The following is an 18,188-nucleotide window of genomic DNA, read 5'->3' on the forward strand; positions in this document are numbered from 1 at the left end:
CAGTTAAATCATGAAAACTACACTAGCGGCTATCGCCATCTCAATTACTCTTTTCAGCTGTTCATCAGGAGATTCTTCAGACAATAATATTGAAGAGGCTCTGGAAAATGGAATCCCTAAATCTGAACAGGATCCATGTGATTACCTAAGCATTGCTGAAATAAAAGCAACAATGAATTTATCAGATACACTGAGCATAGACCAAAACAGCAGTTATGGTGTTTGTTCTTTTAACTGGGAGGTACCTTCAGAAAAAGCTAGTCAGGAGGCAAGCGTGCAGGACATTCTAAACGCCGCCAAAACAGGTGATATGTCATCTTTGGCAGGCAGTATGACCGCAGGCTACTACAGCGTAGGGTTAAACTTCAGCACCTTTGTATCTAAAACCGAAGAGGACGCTAAAAGAGGTTATGAAGGCATCATTAAAAGTTTGTCTGGAGGAATAACCGTCAGCAAAGAGGCCATTAAAGAGAAAATGGAGGAAATGGGCATTGACTCAGAGGCGGCCGATAGACATGTGGATCGGGATGTTACCTATAAGGATGATGCCCATGTAGAAGTAACCGGTATTGGTGATGCCGCATCATGGAGCTCTAAAACCAAGCAGCTGACCGTATTATCGGGAACCGATATTTTCTTTCTGACCGTAAGAGCAGGAGATGACGAAAACTCTAAGGAAACCGCCAAAAGCTTGGCTAATGTGGTAATAGATAATCTCTAAAACGTAGAAAGCCCGATGAATTGGATCATCGGGCTTTCTACTAAATCTATTAGTTTTACTCTACTAAACTCCTCACAGCTAACTCATAACCTTTAAGCCCTAAACCGGCAATGATCCCTCTACATTTAGGAGTCAGGTATGAATGGTGTCGAAAAGCTTCTCTGGCATGAATGTTTGAAATGTGTACTTCTACTGCAGGGGCTGTAACGGCAGATAAAGCATCTGCTAAAGCAACAGAGGTATGCGTATACGCACCTGCATTAATCACAATGCCATCATACTCAAAACCTATTTCATGGATTTTATCTAAAAGTGCCCCTTCAGAGTTACTTTGAAAATAGGTCAGTTGATGCTCCGGAAATTTGGAAGACAACTCCTCAAAATACATTTCAAAGGTTTGATTGCCGTAAATTTCAGGTTCTCTTTTCCCAAGTAAATTCAAATTAGGTCCATTGAGAATCAGAATGTTTTTCATCTGTGAGAAGATTGATGCTTCGCAAAACTAAGGAAATCGGTCAAAACAAAAATTGTCATTTACATACTTTGAAGGTTCAATTGTATTTTGATGACATCTGAATCAAAAAAAAGATACACTTAAACGGTATTCACCTTTTTTTGAGGATATTCATTTTGATCAATAAACTACTGATGAAAAAGCTGAACCTATTTCTTTTAATTATCACCTTTCTACTGAGCGATAACTTTTGCTCTGCACAAAACAAAAGACCAAGAGAATATGGTATTGAGATTGGCATACTTAAAACCGGCCAACTGAATGCTATCACAGATGTAAAAGGGGTAAAAGTAGGTCACAAAACACTTCAACTGGGTGATAGTATACGCACAGGCGTTACCGCTATCTTACCATTTGAGGGTAATATTTTTCAAAGTAAAATTCCTGCTGCTATCTATTTAGGAAATGGTTTCGGTAAACTGGCCGGCTATAGTCAGGTGAAGGAACTAGGAAATTTGGAGACCCCTATCGTTTTAACCAATACCCTTTCAGTTTCGGCGGGCATCGAGGGTACAGTCCAGTATACACTTGATCAGGAGGGAAATGAAAACGTCAGATCAGTAAATGCCGTGGTAGGCGAAACTAATGATGGCTATCTGAATGACATCAGAGGTAGACATGTGAGACCAGAACATGTGATTGAAGCTATTCAAACAGCCACTACTGGTAAAGTGGAAGAAGGAAATGTAGGTGCTGGCACAGGCACTGTGTGTTTTGGTTATAAAGGTGGAATAGGTACCTCTTCAAGGGTCATACCCGAAAAGCTTGGTGGCTATACCGTGGGTGTACTGGTTCAGTCTAACTTCGGAGGAGTATTAAATGTAAACGGCGTACCAATAGCAAAAATATTAGACAACTACCCGAGAAGCTATACTTATGATGTAGACGGTTCCTGTATGATTGTGGTTCTCACCGATGCTCCATTGAGCCCAAGGAATCTGGAAAGGCTAGCCAAAAGAGCCATGATGGGTATAGGAAAAATAGGAGGTATAGCCTCTAACGGTAGTGGTGATTATGTCATTGCTGCCTCTACTTATGAGGCAAATCGGGTACCCTATTTCTCTAAAGACCCCATATTGAAAATAGACGATCTGCATAATGATAAGCTTTCACCTCTGTTTTTAGCTACAATTGAAGCTACTGAAGAAGCCGTTCTTAACTCACTTTTTATGGCGGAGAGTTCCACAGGCCATAAAGGTCATGAAGTAAAAGAACTTCCTGAAAACCAAGTTCTTGAAATATATCAAAAGCATTTCAATGTGTCAGAATAACACGATTTAGCCTTTTACCTCCGCCCAATAAAAGAACCAATTTTTTAGCTACCGTACGATAAATTTAAATGAAGTGGTGGCACTATTTATGCTAGTTTTAGAGTACAACCATGCGTCTTATTATGAATTTGTACCTATTGCTTCCGGTGGCATTTCTAATCTATAAGTTTGAGCGTCTAATTGGTGTAGAAAGATGGATTCAGAATGTACCTTCATTTATACACAAACCAGTCAAGACATCCACTTATGCGGTTTGGATAGTCTTTGTTGGTATCGCCAGTGTTTTGGTATTCTCTTTAAGGCACCAGTATCCCAGCGAGAGAGCATACCTCCTACTGGTAACAGCATTTATTGGCATGCTTCTGATTTCCACCTGCTTCCCAAAGGTGTTATCCACTTTCGTCTTGAAAAAGTATACTCCAGGAGTCATTACAGGGGCATTTCTCCTTGTTCCTCTCTCTATATATATGCTTAATGAGATCAAAGAAACTTTAGGTCAATTCGAAATCTTCTTCGCCTTGTTATCCGGAGGCTTCAGTGGCTTCATCATGACCTTCTTCACGCAAGCTTTTTATCAGAAGTTCTTAAACAGACGTTCTTAAAGATTCAGGACTCTTTTTTTCGACTGATTGAGAATACCTCAATCTATGATCTCAATCATGATTTCCGGAAAAACGTAAATCTAGTTTTACGTCATGGAAAGACATCAGCTGATCGAAAAATATAATGTAGCGGGTCCTCGTTACACTTCTTATCCCACAGTCCCCGCCTGGAAAACAGAGGATTTTAATCTACCAGAGTGGCAAATAGACGTCCAAAAGACCTTTAAAAAAGACAAAAGTATTGGCGTCTATATCCATTTGCCCTATTGTGAAAGCTTATGCACTTTCTGTGCCTGTCATAAGCATATTACGATCAATCATTCTGTAGAGTTACCCTATATAGAGGCATTGATAAAAGAATGGAAACTCTACCTCTCATTATTTGATGAAAAGCCTGTATTGAAAGAACTGCACCTGGGTGGAGGTACTCCTAGTTTTTTCTCTCCTAAAAACCTCAAATGGCTCATGGATGAGCTTATGGAGCATGTTGTAATACCAGAGGAACATGCCTATGGCTTTGAAGGGCATCCTATGAATACTTCAAGAGAGCATCTTCAGACTTTATATGATGCAGGATTCAGAAGAGTAAGTTTTGGGGTGCAAGATTATGACCTCGCTGTACAAAAAGCCATTAATCGTCATCAGCCTTTTAAAAAGGTTAAGGAAGTAACAGAAATCGCACGCGAAATTGGTTATACTTCAATAAGTCATGATCTCGTTTACGGGCTTCCATTTCAATCCAAAGAAAGTATACAAGATACGGTTCAGAAAACGCTGACTTTAAGACCAGACCGACTGTCTTTTTATAGCTACGCCCATGTGCCGTGGATTAAAGGCAATGGACAAAGAGGCTATTCTGAAGAGAATCTCCCATCAGGGACAGAAAAGAGAGCATTATATGATTTGGGTAAAGAGCTATTTCAAGCTGCAGGCTATCAAGAGGTAGGTATGGATCACTTTGCTCTCACCAATGATGAACTTTTTACAGCTCAAAAAGCGGGTGATTTGCACCGCAACTTTATGGGTTATACTACAGAAAACGCTGCTAATCTGATTGGTTTAGGTGTTTCTGCTATCGGTAACTCAGCTACCAGTTATGCCCAAAATGGGAAAAACCTCAAAACCTACCTTGAAAAAGTAAATAATGGACAATGGCCCGTCATTAAGGGACATCTGCTTGATCCATCAGAGGTTTTAGCCAGACGAATCATTGAGGATATCATGTGTAATTTCCACAGCTCCAGATTGGGCGAATTTGCCATTCAAAATCCTGATATCTATGAAAAACTGACTGAAATGGCTTCAGATGGTATATTAATTTTCAATAAACAGGAGCTAGTGGTTTATCCTGAAGGCCGGGCTTTCGTCAGAAATATAGCAATGCTTTTTGACGCTTATTTAAACCAAAATAGTCCTAAACCCATTTTCTCTAAAACCATCTAAGTCATAACCATTTCGTAAAAGCCCAGAAATCTCTTTTATTGAGATAATCTAAATTCTTATCCATAGCATAAGCCTCTTTTTCAAAAGATATTAAAGCGTAAGCCTTCCTAATATCTTTGACTTGTAGGTAATGCACAAACCACTCCAGAAGATACCAGATATAAAAAAGGAATATCCCCATTTCCAGCTGCTGTCTGATGTGGATTCTTTCATGAAAAACGAGTCGTTCAGCCGGGTTCTTTTCTTTGATGAGTACAAAAGGATATAAAGCTATACCGCTTACATGAAGCTTCTTCAGACCTGTAATTAGTATCATCCCTGATCTAAAATCATGTCATTCAGAGATCGCTTAGGGCCTCTCGGAAAATCTGACACCATTATTTTAACTGTCTGTAATAGATGACAGCCTTCTTTCTCTGCCTCCAGAAAATAAGTCTGCTCACCTGGCATACTTCCCGGCAGGTCGAGCGTAGAAAGCTTAGACAAAACATCACCTCTTTGATTTTTCCAGGTATAACGCGTTGAAGGATCAATACTTTCAAGCTCTAGTCGAATGTCTTCGTTTGGTAAAAACTCTTTGGTCAATACCTTCACTTCAGGCCTGCTGTGTACTTTGAGAAGGATTTTAGCTTCACTCAAAACTCTTCCTTTACTCACGGTTACAGTGTAAACTCCGGAATGTTCTTTAAATAGATTTTTCAGTAGGAGCTCTTTACCATGTATAGAATAACCATGAGGCCCTTTCCATTGGTAATCTGCCTTATCACCATAATCAGGAGCAGAGAGCCTAACCTCTCCTTTTTCACAAATATCCATAATGGTGGCGTGAGCATTCGCCAGGAAATCGTGATAATTCACCGTTTCATTTGTTCTGAAAGAGTAATAATTAAGGGAAGTAGTGTCTTTCGGTGCAGCTGCTGCAGCAAGACACGGTGATAGCCATCCACTGAAAAATAACAGCAGAGCTATAGCAGTAGTATAGTATAGTTTCTTCTTGGTAGTTAGCATTAGCTTATTAGGCTAATAATTCACTTAGTTTCAATCGGCTACAAAGATATGCAGCAAAAACCATACTAAAAAAAAGGCCTTCCTGATACCGGGAAGGCCGTGCCAAACTTTTTTAAGCTATTTTTCTACAAAATCTTCTTGGCCAATGTCAATTGCCAACCAGCTGCTCTTTGCGAAAATTTATCTTCATTCTGGAAATTCAGAACATTTATATCGGTCAAACTTCCTTCTCTTCGGAGGTCAAGGTCAAAACCCAGGACCGTGATACCAATACCAGCTTGATAACCCCAAGTAGAATTAGCAAAAGCCTCTCCGGTGTTGGTTGTATATTCAGCTAAAGCCTCTTTTAATTTTTTATCCTCCGAAAGTTTTACCGAAGCCACAGGACCCGCCATCACCCTCAAAAAGCCTAAGGGTTTAAAACCAATCATTACGGGTATATCCAGATTGGTATATTTTACATCTATCAGTTCGGGTGATCCACCGTTCATGGGAGAAACCGAAACTTTGCCCCCTTTTGTAGCCACCAAAAGTTCTGGTTGTAAATGAAACTTGTCACCTATTCTTCCATAAATCCCGAAAGCGTAGCCCGTTTTAGTATCAAGACTTTCTGAAATATTATTCTTCAATGATCCTGCATCGGTACTTATATTGGTCATATTTACTCCGGCTTTTATCCCCAGGCCTGACTGGCTGAAGCCCGCAAAACTCAATAGAGATAAAAGGCAGATACTTGCTATTTTCATTTTCATATTCATCGGTATTTTGTCTAACTATGGCACCTTAACGTACCTTTTCAGATTATTAGTATAAGCTTGATGTTTAAAAGCACATCGTACCAAAAAGATGCCAGATCTTAGGAGCTGGTTGCATAGCAAATCTTCATCTTTTCTGAGTATTCTAAATTAATATGTTTTATTTCGGGCTTCATTCTTTTATCGAGTTTTTCATTTTATGGCAAAGGCAAAAACAGCTTATTTCTGTCAAAACTGTGGTTACACTTCTCCAAAATGGCTGGGCAAATGCCCTTCATGTAACCAATGGAACTCGCTTGTAGAAGAATTAATCACCAAAGATGAGCCCGAGAAAGGGAACTGGAGGTTTGGCTCGATGAACGAAAAACCGAAAGCCAAACCTAAGACCATTCAGCAGATTACAACTGCTGAGCAATACCGCATCATCACAGACGATCAGGAATTTGACCGAGTGCTGGGCGGAGGATTGGTACCCGGTTCTTTGATCTTAATTGGTGGTGAGCCTGGTATCGGGAAGTCTACACTAATGCTTCAGTTGGCTTTGAGTCTGAAAGACTATAATGTCTTATACATCTCTGGCGAGGAGAGCGAGCAGCAGCTCAAAATGAGGGCACAGCGTCTGAAATTTGAAAATGAAAGATGCTATATCCTCACTGAAACTTCCACAGACTCCATATTTAAACAGATAGAACAGCTGGAGCCAGATGTGGTCATTGTAGACTCTATCCAAACCATGCTTTCTCCTTTGATAGAATCGGGAGCTGGCTCAGTTTCTCAGATAAAAGAATGCACCGCAGAGTTCATGACTTTTGCCAAAGAGTCTGATGTACCTGTGATTATGATTGGCCATATCACCAAAGAGGGCAGTCTGGCAGGTCCTAAAGTTCTGGAGCATATGGTAGATACTGTTCTCACATTTGAAGGGGATAGGTATATGGCATACAGAATTCTGAGGACCACGAAAAACCGTTTTGGTAGCACCTCAGAACTGGGCATTTATGAAATGCTGGCTGATGGATTACGGGAAGTCAGTAATCCTTCTGAAATTCTTATCTCTGAGCGTACCGAGCAAATCAGTGGAATCAGCATTGCCTCAATGATGGAAGGTAACAGGCCGCTGAATGTAGAAATTCAATCTCTGGTAAGTACCGCAAACTACGGTACTCCACAAAGAACCAGTAATGGATTTGATAACAGACGCCTTCAAATGCTCCTGGCTGTGCTTGAAAAAAGAGGAGGATTCAGACTTGGTACTCAAGACGTTTTTCTCAATGTAGCCGGTGGTTTGAAAGTTGAAGACCCCGCCATTGATCTGGCCGTTTGTGTGGCGGTAGCATCATCCTATGAAGATCTTCCGGTTTCTTCTGCCTTCTGTTTTGCGGCAGAAGTGGGACTGGGTGGTGAGGTAAGAGCTGTTAGCCGAATTGAGAGTCGTATCTCAGAGGCAGCTAAACTTGGATTCAAACAGATCTTTATCTCAGAGAACAATCTTAAGGGACTGGATAAAAGTAAGTTTGACATCAAAATATTTTCTGCGGAGAAATTAGAACAAGTCTTTATGGAGCTTTTCGGCTAAGTCATTATTGTACTTTTCTATTCTGAGTTCTCTTCCATTCACAAAAGATTATTTTGCAAATCTGCCCGAATAGTGCTATCTTAAACCCTGTTGTAGGGCTATTTTTACGTGATTCTATATTAAATTGGATTATTCCAACAAATTAAACCGACAATAAGCCCCGCACGTTTTTTACAATACAAATTGTATTTTTCTAATTATACAGCAGACCTAAAAAAATGAGCCAGGCAAAACGATTACTGATTGTTTCTAATAGACTACCTTATCAATTATCTAAAGAAGAAGGAGCGTATAAGTTTACCATGAGTAGTGGTGGATTAGTCTCTGCATTAAAAAGCTACATGGAAAATGCAGCCGCCGACTTTAGTGATATGCACTGGTATGGCAATGCTGACTTTTCGGAAAAAGAATGGAAAGGTGCAACTGAAGAACTCAAAGAACAAACAGATCCTATAAAGCCGGTTTTTATCCCTAAAGGACTTAAAGACAAACATTATACGGGCTTCTCGAATTCAACACTTTGGCCACACTTTCATTACTTCCCAACCTTCACTAAGTATGACCAAAACGATTATAAGGCATACTATAAGGTCAATGAGATGTTTGCCAAGCAGATCATCGAGAATTATCAAAAAGACGATGTCATCTGGGTGCATGATTATCAGTTGCTTCTTTTGCCTGAAATGATCAGAAAGAAGCTTCCTGATGCTACTATTGGTTTCTTTCTACATATCCCCTTCCCTTCTTTTGAGATTTTCAGAATGTTACCTCGTGAATGGCGAGAAGACCTTCTAAGAGGAATGCTGGGAGCAGATTTGGTTGGTTTTCATACCAATGATTATGTGCTGCATTTTCAGAAGTCTGTAAGGATGCTGCTAGGTTATGAGAGTAAAAGAAGGCTTATTCAGACAGAGAACAGAGCTATTAGATCTGATTTATTCCCGATTAGTATCGATTTCAGTCTGTTCAATAAGTCTTTTGACAAACCAGCAGTTAAGAAAATCAAAAGGCAGATGACCAATCTGATGCCTGACATGAAAACGATCTTCTCTGTAGACAGACTGGATTATACCAAAGGTATAGGCAACAGACTAAGAGGATACGAACGCTTCCTGGAAGAAAACCCTGACTGGCACGAAAAAGTAACGTTTAACCTCGTGGTGGTGCCGTCCAGAGATATTATCAAGCAATACGGAGAGAATAAAAGAAAACTGGAAGAGCTAGTTGGACGTATCAATGGTGCTTTTGGGAAAATGGGTTGGCAGCCAGTGGTTTATCAATATCGAAGTCTGAATTTTGATGAATTGTGTGCCTGTTACACAGGCTGTGATGTTGCATTGATTACCCCGGTTCGTGATGGTATGAATCTGGTTTCAAAGGAATTTGTAGCCAGCCGTAAAGATCTAAAAGGAGTTCTTGTCTTGTCTGAAATGGCGGGTTCTGCAGCTGAGCTCGGTGAGGCAATATTGATCAATCCGACTGACCTCAATGAAATAGCAGTAGGCATCAAAAGAGCTTTGAGTATGCCGATTATGATGCAGAGCAGGCATCTGGAAATCATGCAAGAGAGAATCAGAACCTATGATGTAAACATGTGGGCTCAGGATTTCATGACAGAATTAAGTAATGTGAAGGCTCTACAAGCCAAAAAGAAAATAAGAGAAGCAGGACCTATTGTGAAAAGAGAAATCAAAAAGAAATACGAAGAGGCAGATAAAAGAATGTTCTTCCTGGATTATGACGGTACATTAATGGCTTTCCAGTCTCAGCCGCATTTAGCCAGACCTAACGAGAGAGTTCTTAATATGCTAGATACTCTGGCCTCTGATCCTAAAAATGTAGTGACCGTAATTAGTGGAAGAGATAGAGACACGCTCAACGAATGGCTGGGTCACCTTCCTATCAATCTGGTAACTGAACACGGGGCGGCCAAAAAAATGCATGGCGAAGACTGGAAAATGACAGATAAAGTCTTCAGACCAGAATGGCGACAAGAGATTTATCACCAAATGAAGCTCAATGTGCACAGATGTGCAAAGTCCTTCATAGAAGAGAAAAACTTCGCGGTGGCATGGCACTACAGAAACGCCGACAAAGACCTTGGCTTCTTACGTTCTCGTGAGCTCATAGACTCACTTTACAGAGTTATTAATAATAATATGCCGCTTCAGGTTATTGATGGTAATAAAGTAGTAGAGGTTCGCATGACCGGAGTAGATAAAGGTTCTGCCGCCAGAGAAATTTATGAAGCAGATAAATCTGATTTTGTACTTGCTATCGGTGATGACAGAACAGACGAAGATATGTTTAGAGCCTTAAATGATGTTGCCTACACAATTAAAGTAGGAAACGAGAACTCAGATGCTAAATATAATTTCACGAATATCTCTGAAGTACTGCCTTTCTTTGAGGAACTAATTAAGTAATCAATCTATTCATATATTCGTTGAGAATTTGAGGCTTGAGCCTCAGAATTTTGAAGATGATTAATGGAAAAGAAATTACTGATTGACATTCTACTTTGGGTGGTAGCATTACCTGCTGGCTGGTTAGCAGGTAGGGTTTTAAAAGCCACGGTTTTCCCACCGCTTCACAAGTTTGCCAGAAGAACCAATAACAGCGTAGACGATGCTTTGGTTACTGCTGTTGAGAAGGTCATCGTACCCTTGTTTTGGGTAGTTGGTGTATGGGTAGCGTATCACTGGAGTGGATTATTCCCTGATTATAAGCCTAACATCAAGAAAGGTATAATTGTCTTTTCTATTCTTTGTGTCACTTGGGCTGCAGCCTATTTGGTGAATGAACTCGCCAAAATGTACCTGTTCAGAATTGGCAAATCTTTACCTGAAAGCTCGATCTTCACGGTTATGATTAAGATAGGTGTCTACGTACTAGGCATTCTATTTATCATGCATTATTTGAATATACCCATTGCCCCGGCATTAACCGCTTTGGGTGTTGGAGGCTTGGCGGTAGCTTTGGCCCTTCAGGATACGCTAAGCAACCTCTTCTCTGGTCTTCAAATGCTAGCGGCCAAGAAACTAAAACCTGGCGACTATGTCAAACTTGACAATGGTGACGAAGGATTTGTAGAAGACATCTCATGGAGAAACACTACTGTTCGGGCTCTTGGAAATCATATCATCATTGTACCCAACAGTACTATGGCGGGTAGTATAGTCAAAAACTTCATTTTACCTGATTCTCAAAACTCTGTTCTGGTCCCTGTAGGCGTAGCGTATGATTCAGACTTAAAAGAAGTAGAACGAATTACTATTGAGGTGGGTCGTGAGATCCAGCAAAGTGTAGAAGGTGCCGTGCCAGACCACGAACCTTTTATTCGCTATAATGAATTTGGAGACAGTAGTATTAACTTCAATATCATCTTACGTGCCGGAGATTTTGTGAGTCAATACCTCATGAAACATGAATTCATTAAGGCTTTACATGCCAGATATGAAAAAGAAGGAATAGAAATTCCATTCCCGATAAGGACGGTTCACTTGAAAAAAGAGGAGTAATTATTTTTCGTATAACTCTAAAGGTAAGCCATCGGGATCTGAGAAAAAGGTAAATTTCTTACCGGTAATTTCATCAATCCTAATAGCCTCTACATCTATAGAAAGGTCCAATAGCTTTTGACGCTCTTCAGCTACATCCTGCACCTCAAAAGCCAAATGCCTTAGTCCGGCAGCCTCAGGTCTGGATACTCTTTCTGGTGGAGAAGGAAATGAAAAAAGCTCAATGAGATATTCGCCGTTAAGACTTAAATCAAGCTTATAAGAGTCACGAGCTTTTCTGTAGGTTTCTTTGATGATATTAAATCCCAAGACTTGAGTATAAAACTCTTTTGAGACTTCATAATTTGAACATATGACGGCCAAATGGTGGACTTTCTGAAGTTTGAGCATGTTAATCGCGATCTCTACCAATCATTTTCTGGAAGTTCTTTATATCCCCCATCAGTACCAGAATATCTGACTCCGTAAACTCGTGCTCAGGATCTACCTCAATAGTAACCGTAGAGTACTTACTCATCATCCCAAGAATATTCTTTTTGGTCATGAATCGTTTGATACCGATCAGCTTCAAATTATATGTTCCAAGGAAGTCGATATTATTGGCGGTTCTACCTAAATACCTTTTCGGGACTTCAATTTCCAGAATACTACAGTCTTCTGAAAGGTCAAAAGACTCGACTACATCATTCATTTCAAGCTGCTTTGCAAATTGCTCTGCAGCAATCTTTTCAGGATTAAAAATGGTCTCAATACCAATAGACTCAAGCACAGTCTGATGAAGCGGATTTATGGCTCTACCGATGATCGTTTGAGCACCATGTTGCTTAAGCATAGCTGTAGTCAAAATAGATGCTCCTACATCTTCTCCAATAGCCACAATAATCTGGTCGGCGTCTTTTATTGGTAGCGAATTCAGACTTGAGGGTTTTGAGCTATCAAGACAAATAGTATGCGTAATACGATCTTTATATTGTTCCACAATCTCCAGACTATTATCTACTCCAAAAACCTCATGGCCCATACCAGTAAGCCTGGCGGCTAGCGTAGAACCAAAATTTCCTAAACCTATAATGATATACTTCATTTTCTTTATTCATTGGTCGATGTCATTGCCGTGCAATTCATCAGACGATTAAAACATTTTCTTTTGGGTACTTGTGGGTAGTGCACTCAATTTTCTTGAACAGCCCAAAGAGTATGGTAAACATACCCACCCGACCTAAAAACATGGTCACAATAAGCACAAACTTACTTGCCGTGCTTAACTGAGGTGTCAAATTGAGCGATAGCCCTACGGTACTGTAAGCAGAAAAACACTCGAACGCGATTTTGGTCAATTGCTGCTCTGGCTCAAAAATACTGATCAAAAATACAGCTAAGCCAATGATCAAGAAGGACAGAAACATGACCGCAAATGCTCTTTTAATAGAGCCATCAGATATCTCTCTTTTGAAAAGATCTACCCTGGCTTTACCCCTGGCCAGCGAAACGATATTTGACATGGCAATGGTAAAAGTAGTTGTCTTTATACCACCACCAGTACTACTTGGCGAAGCACCAATCCACATCAAGAGCAAATAGACAAGTACTGTCCCTTGCATTAAGCCACCCATGTCTACTGTATTAAAACCTGCAGTTCTTGGCGTCACACTTCCAAAAAATGATTGAGTCAGCTTCCCGAAAGCAGTCGGGTGATCCTGAAGTGTATTATTATACTCTGTAGCAAAATACAAGATCATTCCTGCAACCAGAAGCACTCCGGTAGAAGTCAGCACTAAGCGAGAATGAACATTGAGATTTCTGGCCAGGAACACAAAACGCTTTCTCATAAAGAGCCACGTAAACAGGCTCTTAAACAAGTTTTTGACCGTGTTATAGAGGTCTATTACCACCGGGAAACCTATCCCTCCAAAGATCACCAGCAAGCAAATAATGATCTGAAACGGGTAATTATATCTGAAGCCTCCATTAAAAAGCCCATCTGGTAATGTGCTAAAACCAGCATTACAAAATGCCGAAACCGCATGAAAAACAGAGAAGAACCATGAGTCTCTGGAACTGGTAAAGAACTCTTCGTTACTCACGTAGTGGATCAAGAATACGCCTATGGCTTCCATAATGAGCGTATATCCTACAATCTTCACCAGCGTTGAAACCAGTGAGTTTGGTTTATCAGGCTGAATTATATCGTTCAAAATCAAATGATTTCTAAAAGACATTCCGCCTCTAAATAGCACAGCAAAAAAGTTGGTAAATGTCATGAGGCCAAGTCCACCAATCTGGATCATGACCAATAGCATATCCTTTCCTAGGGAAGTAAAGGCAGATGAGGTATCTACCACGGCCAGTCCTGTAACACACACTGCACTGGTTGCCGTAAATAATGCATCTACGAAACTCATTTGGCTCGTCGTTACATCAGGAATGAGCAGTAATGCGGTACTCACAAAAATGAGCATGGCAAAACTAAATCCAAACAACATAGACGGAGTCAAACGCCTATCTTTTATAACATGACCTTCTCTTAGGACTCTTACTACAAAAAAGACACTGAGAATAACATACAGAAACCAGTCATTATACAGAAACTCAAACTGGTACTTTAATCGCTCATACAGAAACAGCAAGCCAGCAAAAATGAGATCCGGCAAGTATTTTCGGTCTATGAATTTTGAAGACTTTCGGATAAAAGTTTGAAGAAACCATTTACTTAAATAAAGCATCATGGCCGCCCATGGCACTTTCCGGAGTACACTCAAAACGGTGTTCTCCATATATCCTTCTTTTGGGATCAAAATCTGATAAAGAGACAAGGCAAAGCCCACAAACAAAACCAGCAGAATAGCCAAATCTATTCTCTTCACCAGCCTGCTTCTGATCAGGATAAGCTTATCCCAAAAATCAACTAGATAATGTTTTAACTTCACTTACACGTATTATGGCTCAAAGGTAAAGAGTATTTTTTGCTTCTAAATATCTGTACCTCTTTGCATTTATTCATTCGATAATGCCATCGACTTCAAGCTGTTATAAAACGGCTGACATTGTTCCAGCAGTTCATTAAGATGTTCAGGGAAAGGTTGTTCTTTTTTCCTGAACGGCAAAAAGCCAGTAGACTTATGTACGTTAGAATACCAGTACTCCGCCCAAATACCATCTTCTGGTCGGGCTCCGGCTTCCCATGAGAGCATTTTTTGGTCAAAAGGAATATCTAAAAACTTACATAGCTGTCTCAATTGATTTTCCGGGTTCGCCAGAAATGTAGCCGCATCAATGACTACAAAAGGAATATTCTCGGCCTCAAATTTCTCAACAAGCTCCATGTGCCGCTTATACCCGACATCGTCAAGATTTGGATTTTCAATTACGGCATCAAAAGAAGGTAACATGTCAATGGGATCCCGAGTTAAAATCACCTGATAAAAGCCATCGAAGAAACGATTATTAAAGTTCAACAAATGATGCGTCATGTTTTTGTAAAAAAACACCTCCGCACTTTGATCTTCATTCATCCTATCCAGAACCACCTCAGCTTCTGTATCCATCTGGTTCATAATTTCTTCCGCACCAGGATGATACGGAGCGGCATCAGAATTCTTCAGGTAATACCCGTAAAACGGCTCGTCTTCTACTTTGGTATCGGCCCGCTGAGCGAAAGAATACATCATGGCCGTAGAGATATTTCTAGGGCCAGACCACAAGTTTATTCGTTTTGTCATTGACTTATTTCTTTTTCAATTAATGCTTCGTAAAAATTACTCAAACGTTCAGTCATTTCTCCAGTCTTACCCTCTCCTATTATCTTTCCGTCTATTGAAATCACAGGAGTCAATCCTCCAAAAGTACCCGTCACAAAAGCCTCATCTGCCCCATAAGTATCAAACAGCGAGAAGTTTTTCAGCCGAATGGGTATCCCAGCTTCTTCACAAACTCTTATGACATTAGCTCTTGTAATTCCATTCATACAATATTCACCTGTTGAAGTCCACACTTCGCCACCTTTAATCATAAAGAAGTTGGTAGAGTTACACGTGGACACAAAACCATTAATATCTAACATCAAAGCTTCATCGGCTCCTGCTTCTATCGCCTGAATTAAAGCCTGAACTTCGTGAAGTTTACTATGACAGTTTAATCGCGGATCCAGGTAGTCAGGAGAACCCCTTCTTATGGTACTTGTAAACAGCGTAATACCACGCTTCTTCGTTTCGCCAGATGCTATTTTATGTTCCGCAATAATGACCAAATTTGGGCCGCTAATAGTCAATCTGGGATCTTGAGAAGGTGTTTTCTTTATACCACGAGTTACCATTACTCTCAGGTGTACTCCATCTGTCATCTGATTTTTCTCACAGGTTTGAAAAATCTTTTCTAACAGTTCTTTTCTGGTAAAAGGAAGCTTAATACCCACGACTTTGGCAGACTGCCATAGCCGATCAAGATGCATATCAATAAACACCAACTTTCCATGATGCAGCCTTATCCCTTCCCAAACTCCATCGCCCACCAAATATCCGCTATCAAAAACCGATATTTTGGCCTCATTTCGTTTAAAATATTCTCCGTTTACATAAATAAGTACCTCTTCATTCCGAGCATCTTCTATGGCATCATGTGTACCTTTTGGCATATTCTCTTTTTGCCCTCAATTTAAGACTGTGATAGGGATTTCAAAAAGGTTTTTCTGAAACCTTAGACAATTCTCCTACGTTTATTTGAACATGAGAACACTTATTATGGGAGCCAGCACAAATCCATCCAGATACGCCTATTTGGCTGCACACAGACTAGTAAGGGCTGGACATGAGATCATACCTTTTGGTATAAAAAAAGGCGAAGTAGCCGGTATTAAAATTCTCAATTCTTTAGAAACAATCGAAGATATACATACGGTAACTCTTTATCTCGGTAAAAGAAATCAAGAGGACTATGTAGACTTTATACTGAACCTAAAACCAAAAAGAGTCATATTTAATCCAGGCACAGAGAACCCGGAATTTATGCAAAAATTAAATGAGGCAGGAGTAGACGCTTTTGAAGCATGTAATTTAGTGATGCTGGGGATTGGCCAGTTTTAATCATCAAAATAAACTCTCAATACTCGAGCATTAATGCCATTTTCTTCAAAATAACCCAACCAGAAAAGTTGTCGATTTGATAGGTTATCCGTAGGCGACTTTACTTCAATGAACTCATAACCTTCCTCATCCCACACAAACAAATCAGGAAAACCACGTGAATTTTCAGCAATATCCATTGAGATTCTGACCAAGATGTCTTTCAGTTTCTCTAAACCAATAAACTGAGTAGCAAGAAGAATTCCTTCCCAAATACCCTCCATCCAAATCACAAAAGGATTACTTATGCCTTCATGTTTAACATAATTGTTCCGCATATGAATGAGGAGTTCGTCGGTATTTAGAAAACTATCTAAATGTTCATGTATAACTTCCTTCCTTTTATCATAAAAGTCAGGCAAATGGAGGTCAGAAGGTCTCCTTTGAAAAGGATGATGAAATGCTACCAATGACGGATCAAAAATGATATCCCAGAATATTAGGCCAAAAATGCCCCGCCAAAGATGATTTTCAGAGAAGATGGCGTATTTACCCTCAGCAACATAGTGCTCTATAGTACCGAGCTCTACCTGTCCTCGATAAATAGCAGGAATGGTTATCTTTTCCGCCTCATGAAGTTTCTCAGTGGTCAGCTTTTTCTTACGCTTCTTGTTGCGAAGCATTCGGTCTGCAAAATCTTTGGCAAAAAAGTGTTCATCAGCATTGCTGCTATTGGCTATCATGTCTTCACATAATTGCAATGCCTCGTCAAAACTTTTGAGTTTCGTCAGGCAGCGAACTCTTCTTTCCTTAGCCTGAGGTAGTTCACAGGTTTTGTAAACCTCCACCGCCAGCTCAAGACTCTTTTCTCTTTCTAAATGCCTCCCTACTTTAAGCTTTAAACGCTCTAGGGAAGGTTTAGCGACTTCACTTAAGTCAGTGATAGTGTCGGCTAGAGTATCAAACCAATCATAAATTTCTTCCGGTTCAGCAGATTTTTTGAGCGACTCAAACAGTTCTACCTGGTCGGTAAGCATCCATTTATCCTCGGCATCTTTTCTGGTGTCAAACCTGGCCACCAACTTATCATCATCATGTTGGAAATATTGAACAAAACCCAGATCACGGACCACAAACTCCGTCATGTCCATGTATCGATTGCCAAAAAATAAAAACCTTAGAAATGCCGTCTCATACTCAAAATTGACTTTGACAATTTCGTGTAAACCAGAAATTGACTCAATAATTTCTTCTGCTTCTAGCTCTTCTCTCAGTAATTCAGCTAATTCTATTTTTGAGAGACTTTTCTTGGTGCCTTTCGGAGCAATTTTTTGAAGCTCGGCTTTGGTACAAAATTGCAATAACTCTGGAAGGCGATCTTGATGAGTCTGACTTAAAGACTCAGCAAAGTCTTTCATTTTCAGTTCAGTAAGAATCTCCTCAATTTCACCTAACTCCTCATATGCAAGCTTTTGAACTTTAAAGAAGGCTCCTCTCCTATTCGTAAATCGAATAAATAAGCATTGAGCATCTTCAGTTAAGCCGTAGTATTTTCTCAAGAATCGCCATTCTCCTTCATTCAGAAGATGTTTGTATTTGTCTTTGACAAAATCAAGAAGATAGTTGAAGTAATCGAGATAGTATTTTGGAGGCAGTACTATATTCTCGTTCTCTGGCATAGATGCAATTTAGAGCAATTATGAGAATTGATAAAATGGAA

18 protein-coding genes are annotated in these 18,188 nt (G+C 40.0%); 8 read left to right on the forward strand and 10 right to left on the reverse strand.

Going from position 1 to position 18,188, the window contains the following annotated elements; translation table 11 throughout:
• The first annotated feature begins 10 nt into the window (after positions 1-10).
• Positions 11-721, forward strand: a complete 711-nt coding sequence (locus tag ACUXV0_RS06635; protein WP_446192289.1) for a hypothetical protein — start codon at positions 11-13, stop codon at positions 719-721.
• 55 nt (positions 722-776) lie between these two features.
• On the opposite strand, the gene aroQ is transcribed toward ACUXV0_RS06635, so the two are convergent.
• The gene (gene aroQ, locus ACUXV0_RS06640) at positions 777-1,196 is read right to left on the reverse strand and encodes a type II 3-dehydroquinate dehydratase (protein ID WP_446192290.1); all 420 of its coding nucleotides are present in this window, start codon (positions 1,194-1,196) and stop codon (positions 777-779) included.
• A gap of 173 nt (positions 1,197-1,369) precedes the next feature.
• On the opposite strand from aroQ, the gene ACUXV0_RS06645 reads away from it, so the two are divergent.
• The 3 genes from ACUXV0_RS06645 to hemN all read left to right on the forward strand — a co-directional run bounded on the left by ACUXV0_RS06645 (position 1,370) and on the right by hemN (position 4,551).
• Entirely contained in the window at positions 1,370-2,506 is a 1,137-nt protein-coding gene (locus tag ACUXV0_RS06645; protein ID WP_446192291.1) for a DmpA family aminopeptidase, read from the forward strand.
• 122 nt (positions 2,507-2,628) lie between these two features.
• On the forward strand, positions 2,629-3,108 hold the full coding sequence (locus ACUXV0_RS06650; protein WP_446192292.1) for an HXXEE domain-containing protein: 480 nt from the start codon (positions 2,629-2,631) through the stop codon (positions 3,106-3,108).
• Positions 3,109-3,201: 93 nt separating this feature from the next.
• The gene (gene hemN, locus ACUXV0_RS06655) at positions 3,202-4,551 is read left to right on the forward strand and encodes an oxygen-independent coproporphyrinogen III oxidase (protein WP_446192293.1); all 1,350 of its coding nucleotides are present in this window, start codon (positions 3,202-3,204) and stop codon (positions 4,549-4,551) included.
• A 1-nt stretch (position 4,552) separates the two neighbouring features.
• Here hemN and ACUXV0_RS06660 read toward each other — a convergent pair whose 3' ends face one another.
• The 3 genes from ACUXV0_RS06660 to ACUXV0_RS06670 all read right to left on the reverse strand — a co-directional run bounded on the left by ACUXV0_RS06660 (position 4,553) and on the right by ACUXV0_RS06670 (position 6,305).
• Entirely contained in the window at positions 4,553-4,867 is a 315-nt protein-coding gene (locus tag ACUXV0_RS06660) for a hypothetical protein (protein ID WP_446192294.1), read from the reverse strand.
• Positions 4,864-5,559 (reverse strand): hypothetical protein, encoded by a 696-nt coding sequence (locus ACUXV0_RS06665; RefSeq protein WP_446192295.1) that lies wholly within the window; start codon positions 5,557-5,559, stop codon positions 4,864-4,866. Before ACUXV0_RS06665 ends, ACUXV0_RS06660 begins: the two co-directional genes overlap by 4 nt.
• A gap of 125 nt (positions 5,560-5,684) precedes the next feature.
• Positions 5,685-6,305, reverse strand: a complete 621-nt coding sequence (locus ACUXV0_RS06670; RefSeq protein WP_446192296.1) for a porin family protein — start codon at positions 6,303-6,305, stop codon at positions 5,685-5,687.
• 208 nt (positions 6,306-6,513) lie between these two features.
• Here ACUXV0_RS06670 and radA point away from each other — a divergent pair, with 208 nt between their 5' ends.
• The 3 genes from radA to ACUXV0_RS06685 all read left to right on the forward strand — a co-directional run bounded on the left by radA (position 6,514) and on the right by ACUXV0_RS06685 (position 11,411).
• Complete coding sequence (radA, locus tag ACUXV0_RS06675; RefSeq protein ID WP_446192297.1) at positions 6,514-7,890, forward strand: DNA repair protein RadA; 1,377 nt, start codon at positions 6,514-6,516, stop codon at positions 7,888-7,890.
• Between the two features lie 218 nt (positions 7,891-8,108).
• Positions 8,109-10,316: a bifunctional alpha,alpha-trehalose-phosphate synthase (UDP-forming)/trehalose-phosphatase gene (locus ACUXV0_RS06680; protein WP_446192298.1), complete on the forward strand. Its 2,208-nt coding sequence runs from the start codon at positions 8,109-8,111 to the stop codon at positions 10,314-10,316.
• 63 nt (positions 10,317-10,379) lie between these two features.
• Positions 10,380-11,411: a mechanosensitive ion channel family protein gene (locus tag ACUXV0_RS06685; protein ID WP_446192299.1), complete on the forward strand. Its 1,032-nt coding sequence runs from the start codon at positions 10,380-10,382 to the stop codon at positions 11,409-11,411.
• Here the strand turns inward: ACUXV0_RS06685 and gloA2 are convergent, their stop codons facing one another.
• The 5 genes from gloA2 to ACUXV0_RS06710 all read right to left on the reverse strand — a co-directional run bounded on the left by gloA2 (position 11,412) and on the right by ACUXV0_RS06710 (position 16,041).
• A complete protein-coding gene (gene gloA2 / locus ACUXV0_RS06690) occupies positions 11,412-11,801 on the reverse strand; it encodes an SMU1112c/YaeR family gloxylase I-like metalloprotein (protein ID WP_446192300.1) in 390 nt (129 codons plus the stop codon).
• 1 nt (position 11,802) lies between these two features.
• A complete protein-coding gene (locus ACUXV0_RS06695) occupies positions 11,803-12,495 on the reverse strand; it encodes a potassium channel family protein (protein WP_446192301.1) in 693 nt (230 codons plus the stop codon).
• A gap of 40 nt (positions 12,496-12,535) precedes the next feature.
• The gene (locus ACUXV0_RS06700; protein ID WP_446192302.1) at positions 12,536-14,338 is read right to left on the reverse strand and encodes a TrkH family potassium uptake protein; all 1,803 of its coding nucleotides are present in this window, start codon (positions 14,336-14,338) and stop codon (positions 12,536-12,538) included.
• A 66-nt stretch (positions 14,339-14,404) separates the two neighbouring features.
• The gene (locus tag ACUXV0_RS06705; RefSeq protein WP_446192304.1) at positions 14,405-15,130 is read right to left on the reverse strand and encodes a sulfotransferase-like domain-containing protein; all 726 of its coding nucleotides are present in this window, start codon (positions 15,128-15,130) and stop codon (positions 14,405-14,407) included.
• Entirely contained in the window at positions 15,127-16,041 is a 915-nt protein-coding gene (locus ACUXV0_RS06710; RefSeq protein ID WP_446192305.1) for an aminotransferase class IV, read from the reverse strand. The genes ACUXV0_RS06705 and ACUXV0_RS06710 overlap by 4 nt, the downstream gene beginning before the upstream one ends.
• A gap of 91 nt (positions 16,042-16,132) precedes the next feature.
• Here ACUXV0_RS06710 and ACUXV0_RS06715 point away from each other — a divergent pair, with 91 nt between their 5' ends.
• Positions 16,133-16,489 (forward strand): CoA-binding protein, encoded by a 357-nt coding sequence (locus ACUXV0_RS06715; protein WP_446192306.1) that lies wholly within the window; start codon positions 16,133-16,135, stop codon positions 16,487-16,489.
• On the opposite strand, the gene ACUXV0_RS06720 is transcribed toward ACUXV0_RS06715, so the two are convergent.
• Complete coding sequence (locus tag ACUXV0_RS06720; RefSeq protein ID WP_446192307.1) at positions 16,486-18,147, reverse strand: VRR-NUC domain-containing protein; 1,662 nt, start codon at positions 18,145-18,147, stop codon at positions 16,486-16,488. The genes ACUXV0_RS06715 and ACUXV0_RS06720 overlap by 4 nt on opposite strands.
• Between the last annotated feature and the right edge of the window lie 41 nt (positions 18,148-18,188).

This window comes from Jiulongibacter sp. NS-SX5, assembly GCF_052828545.1.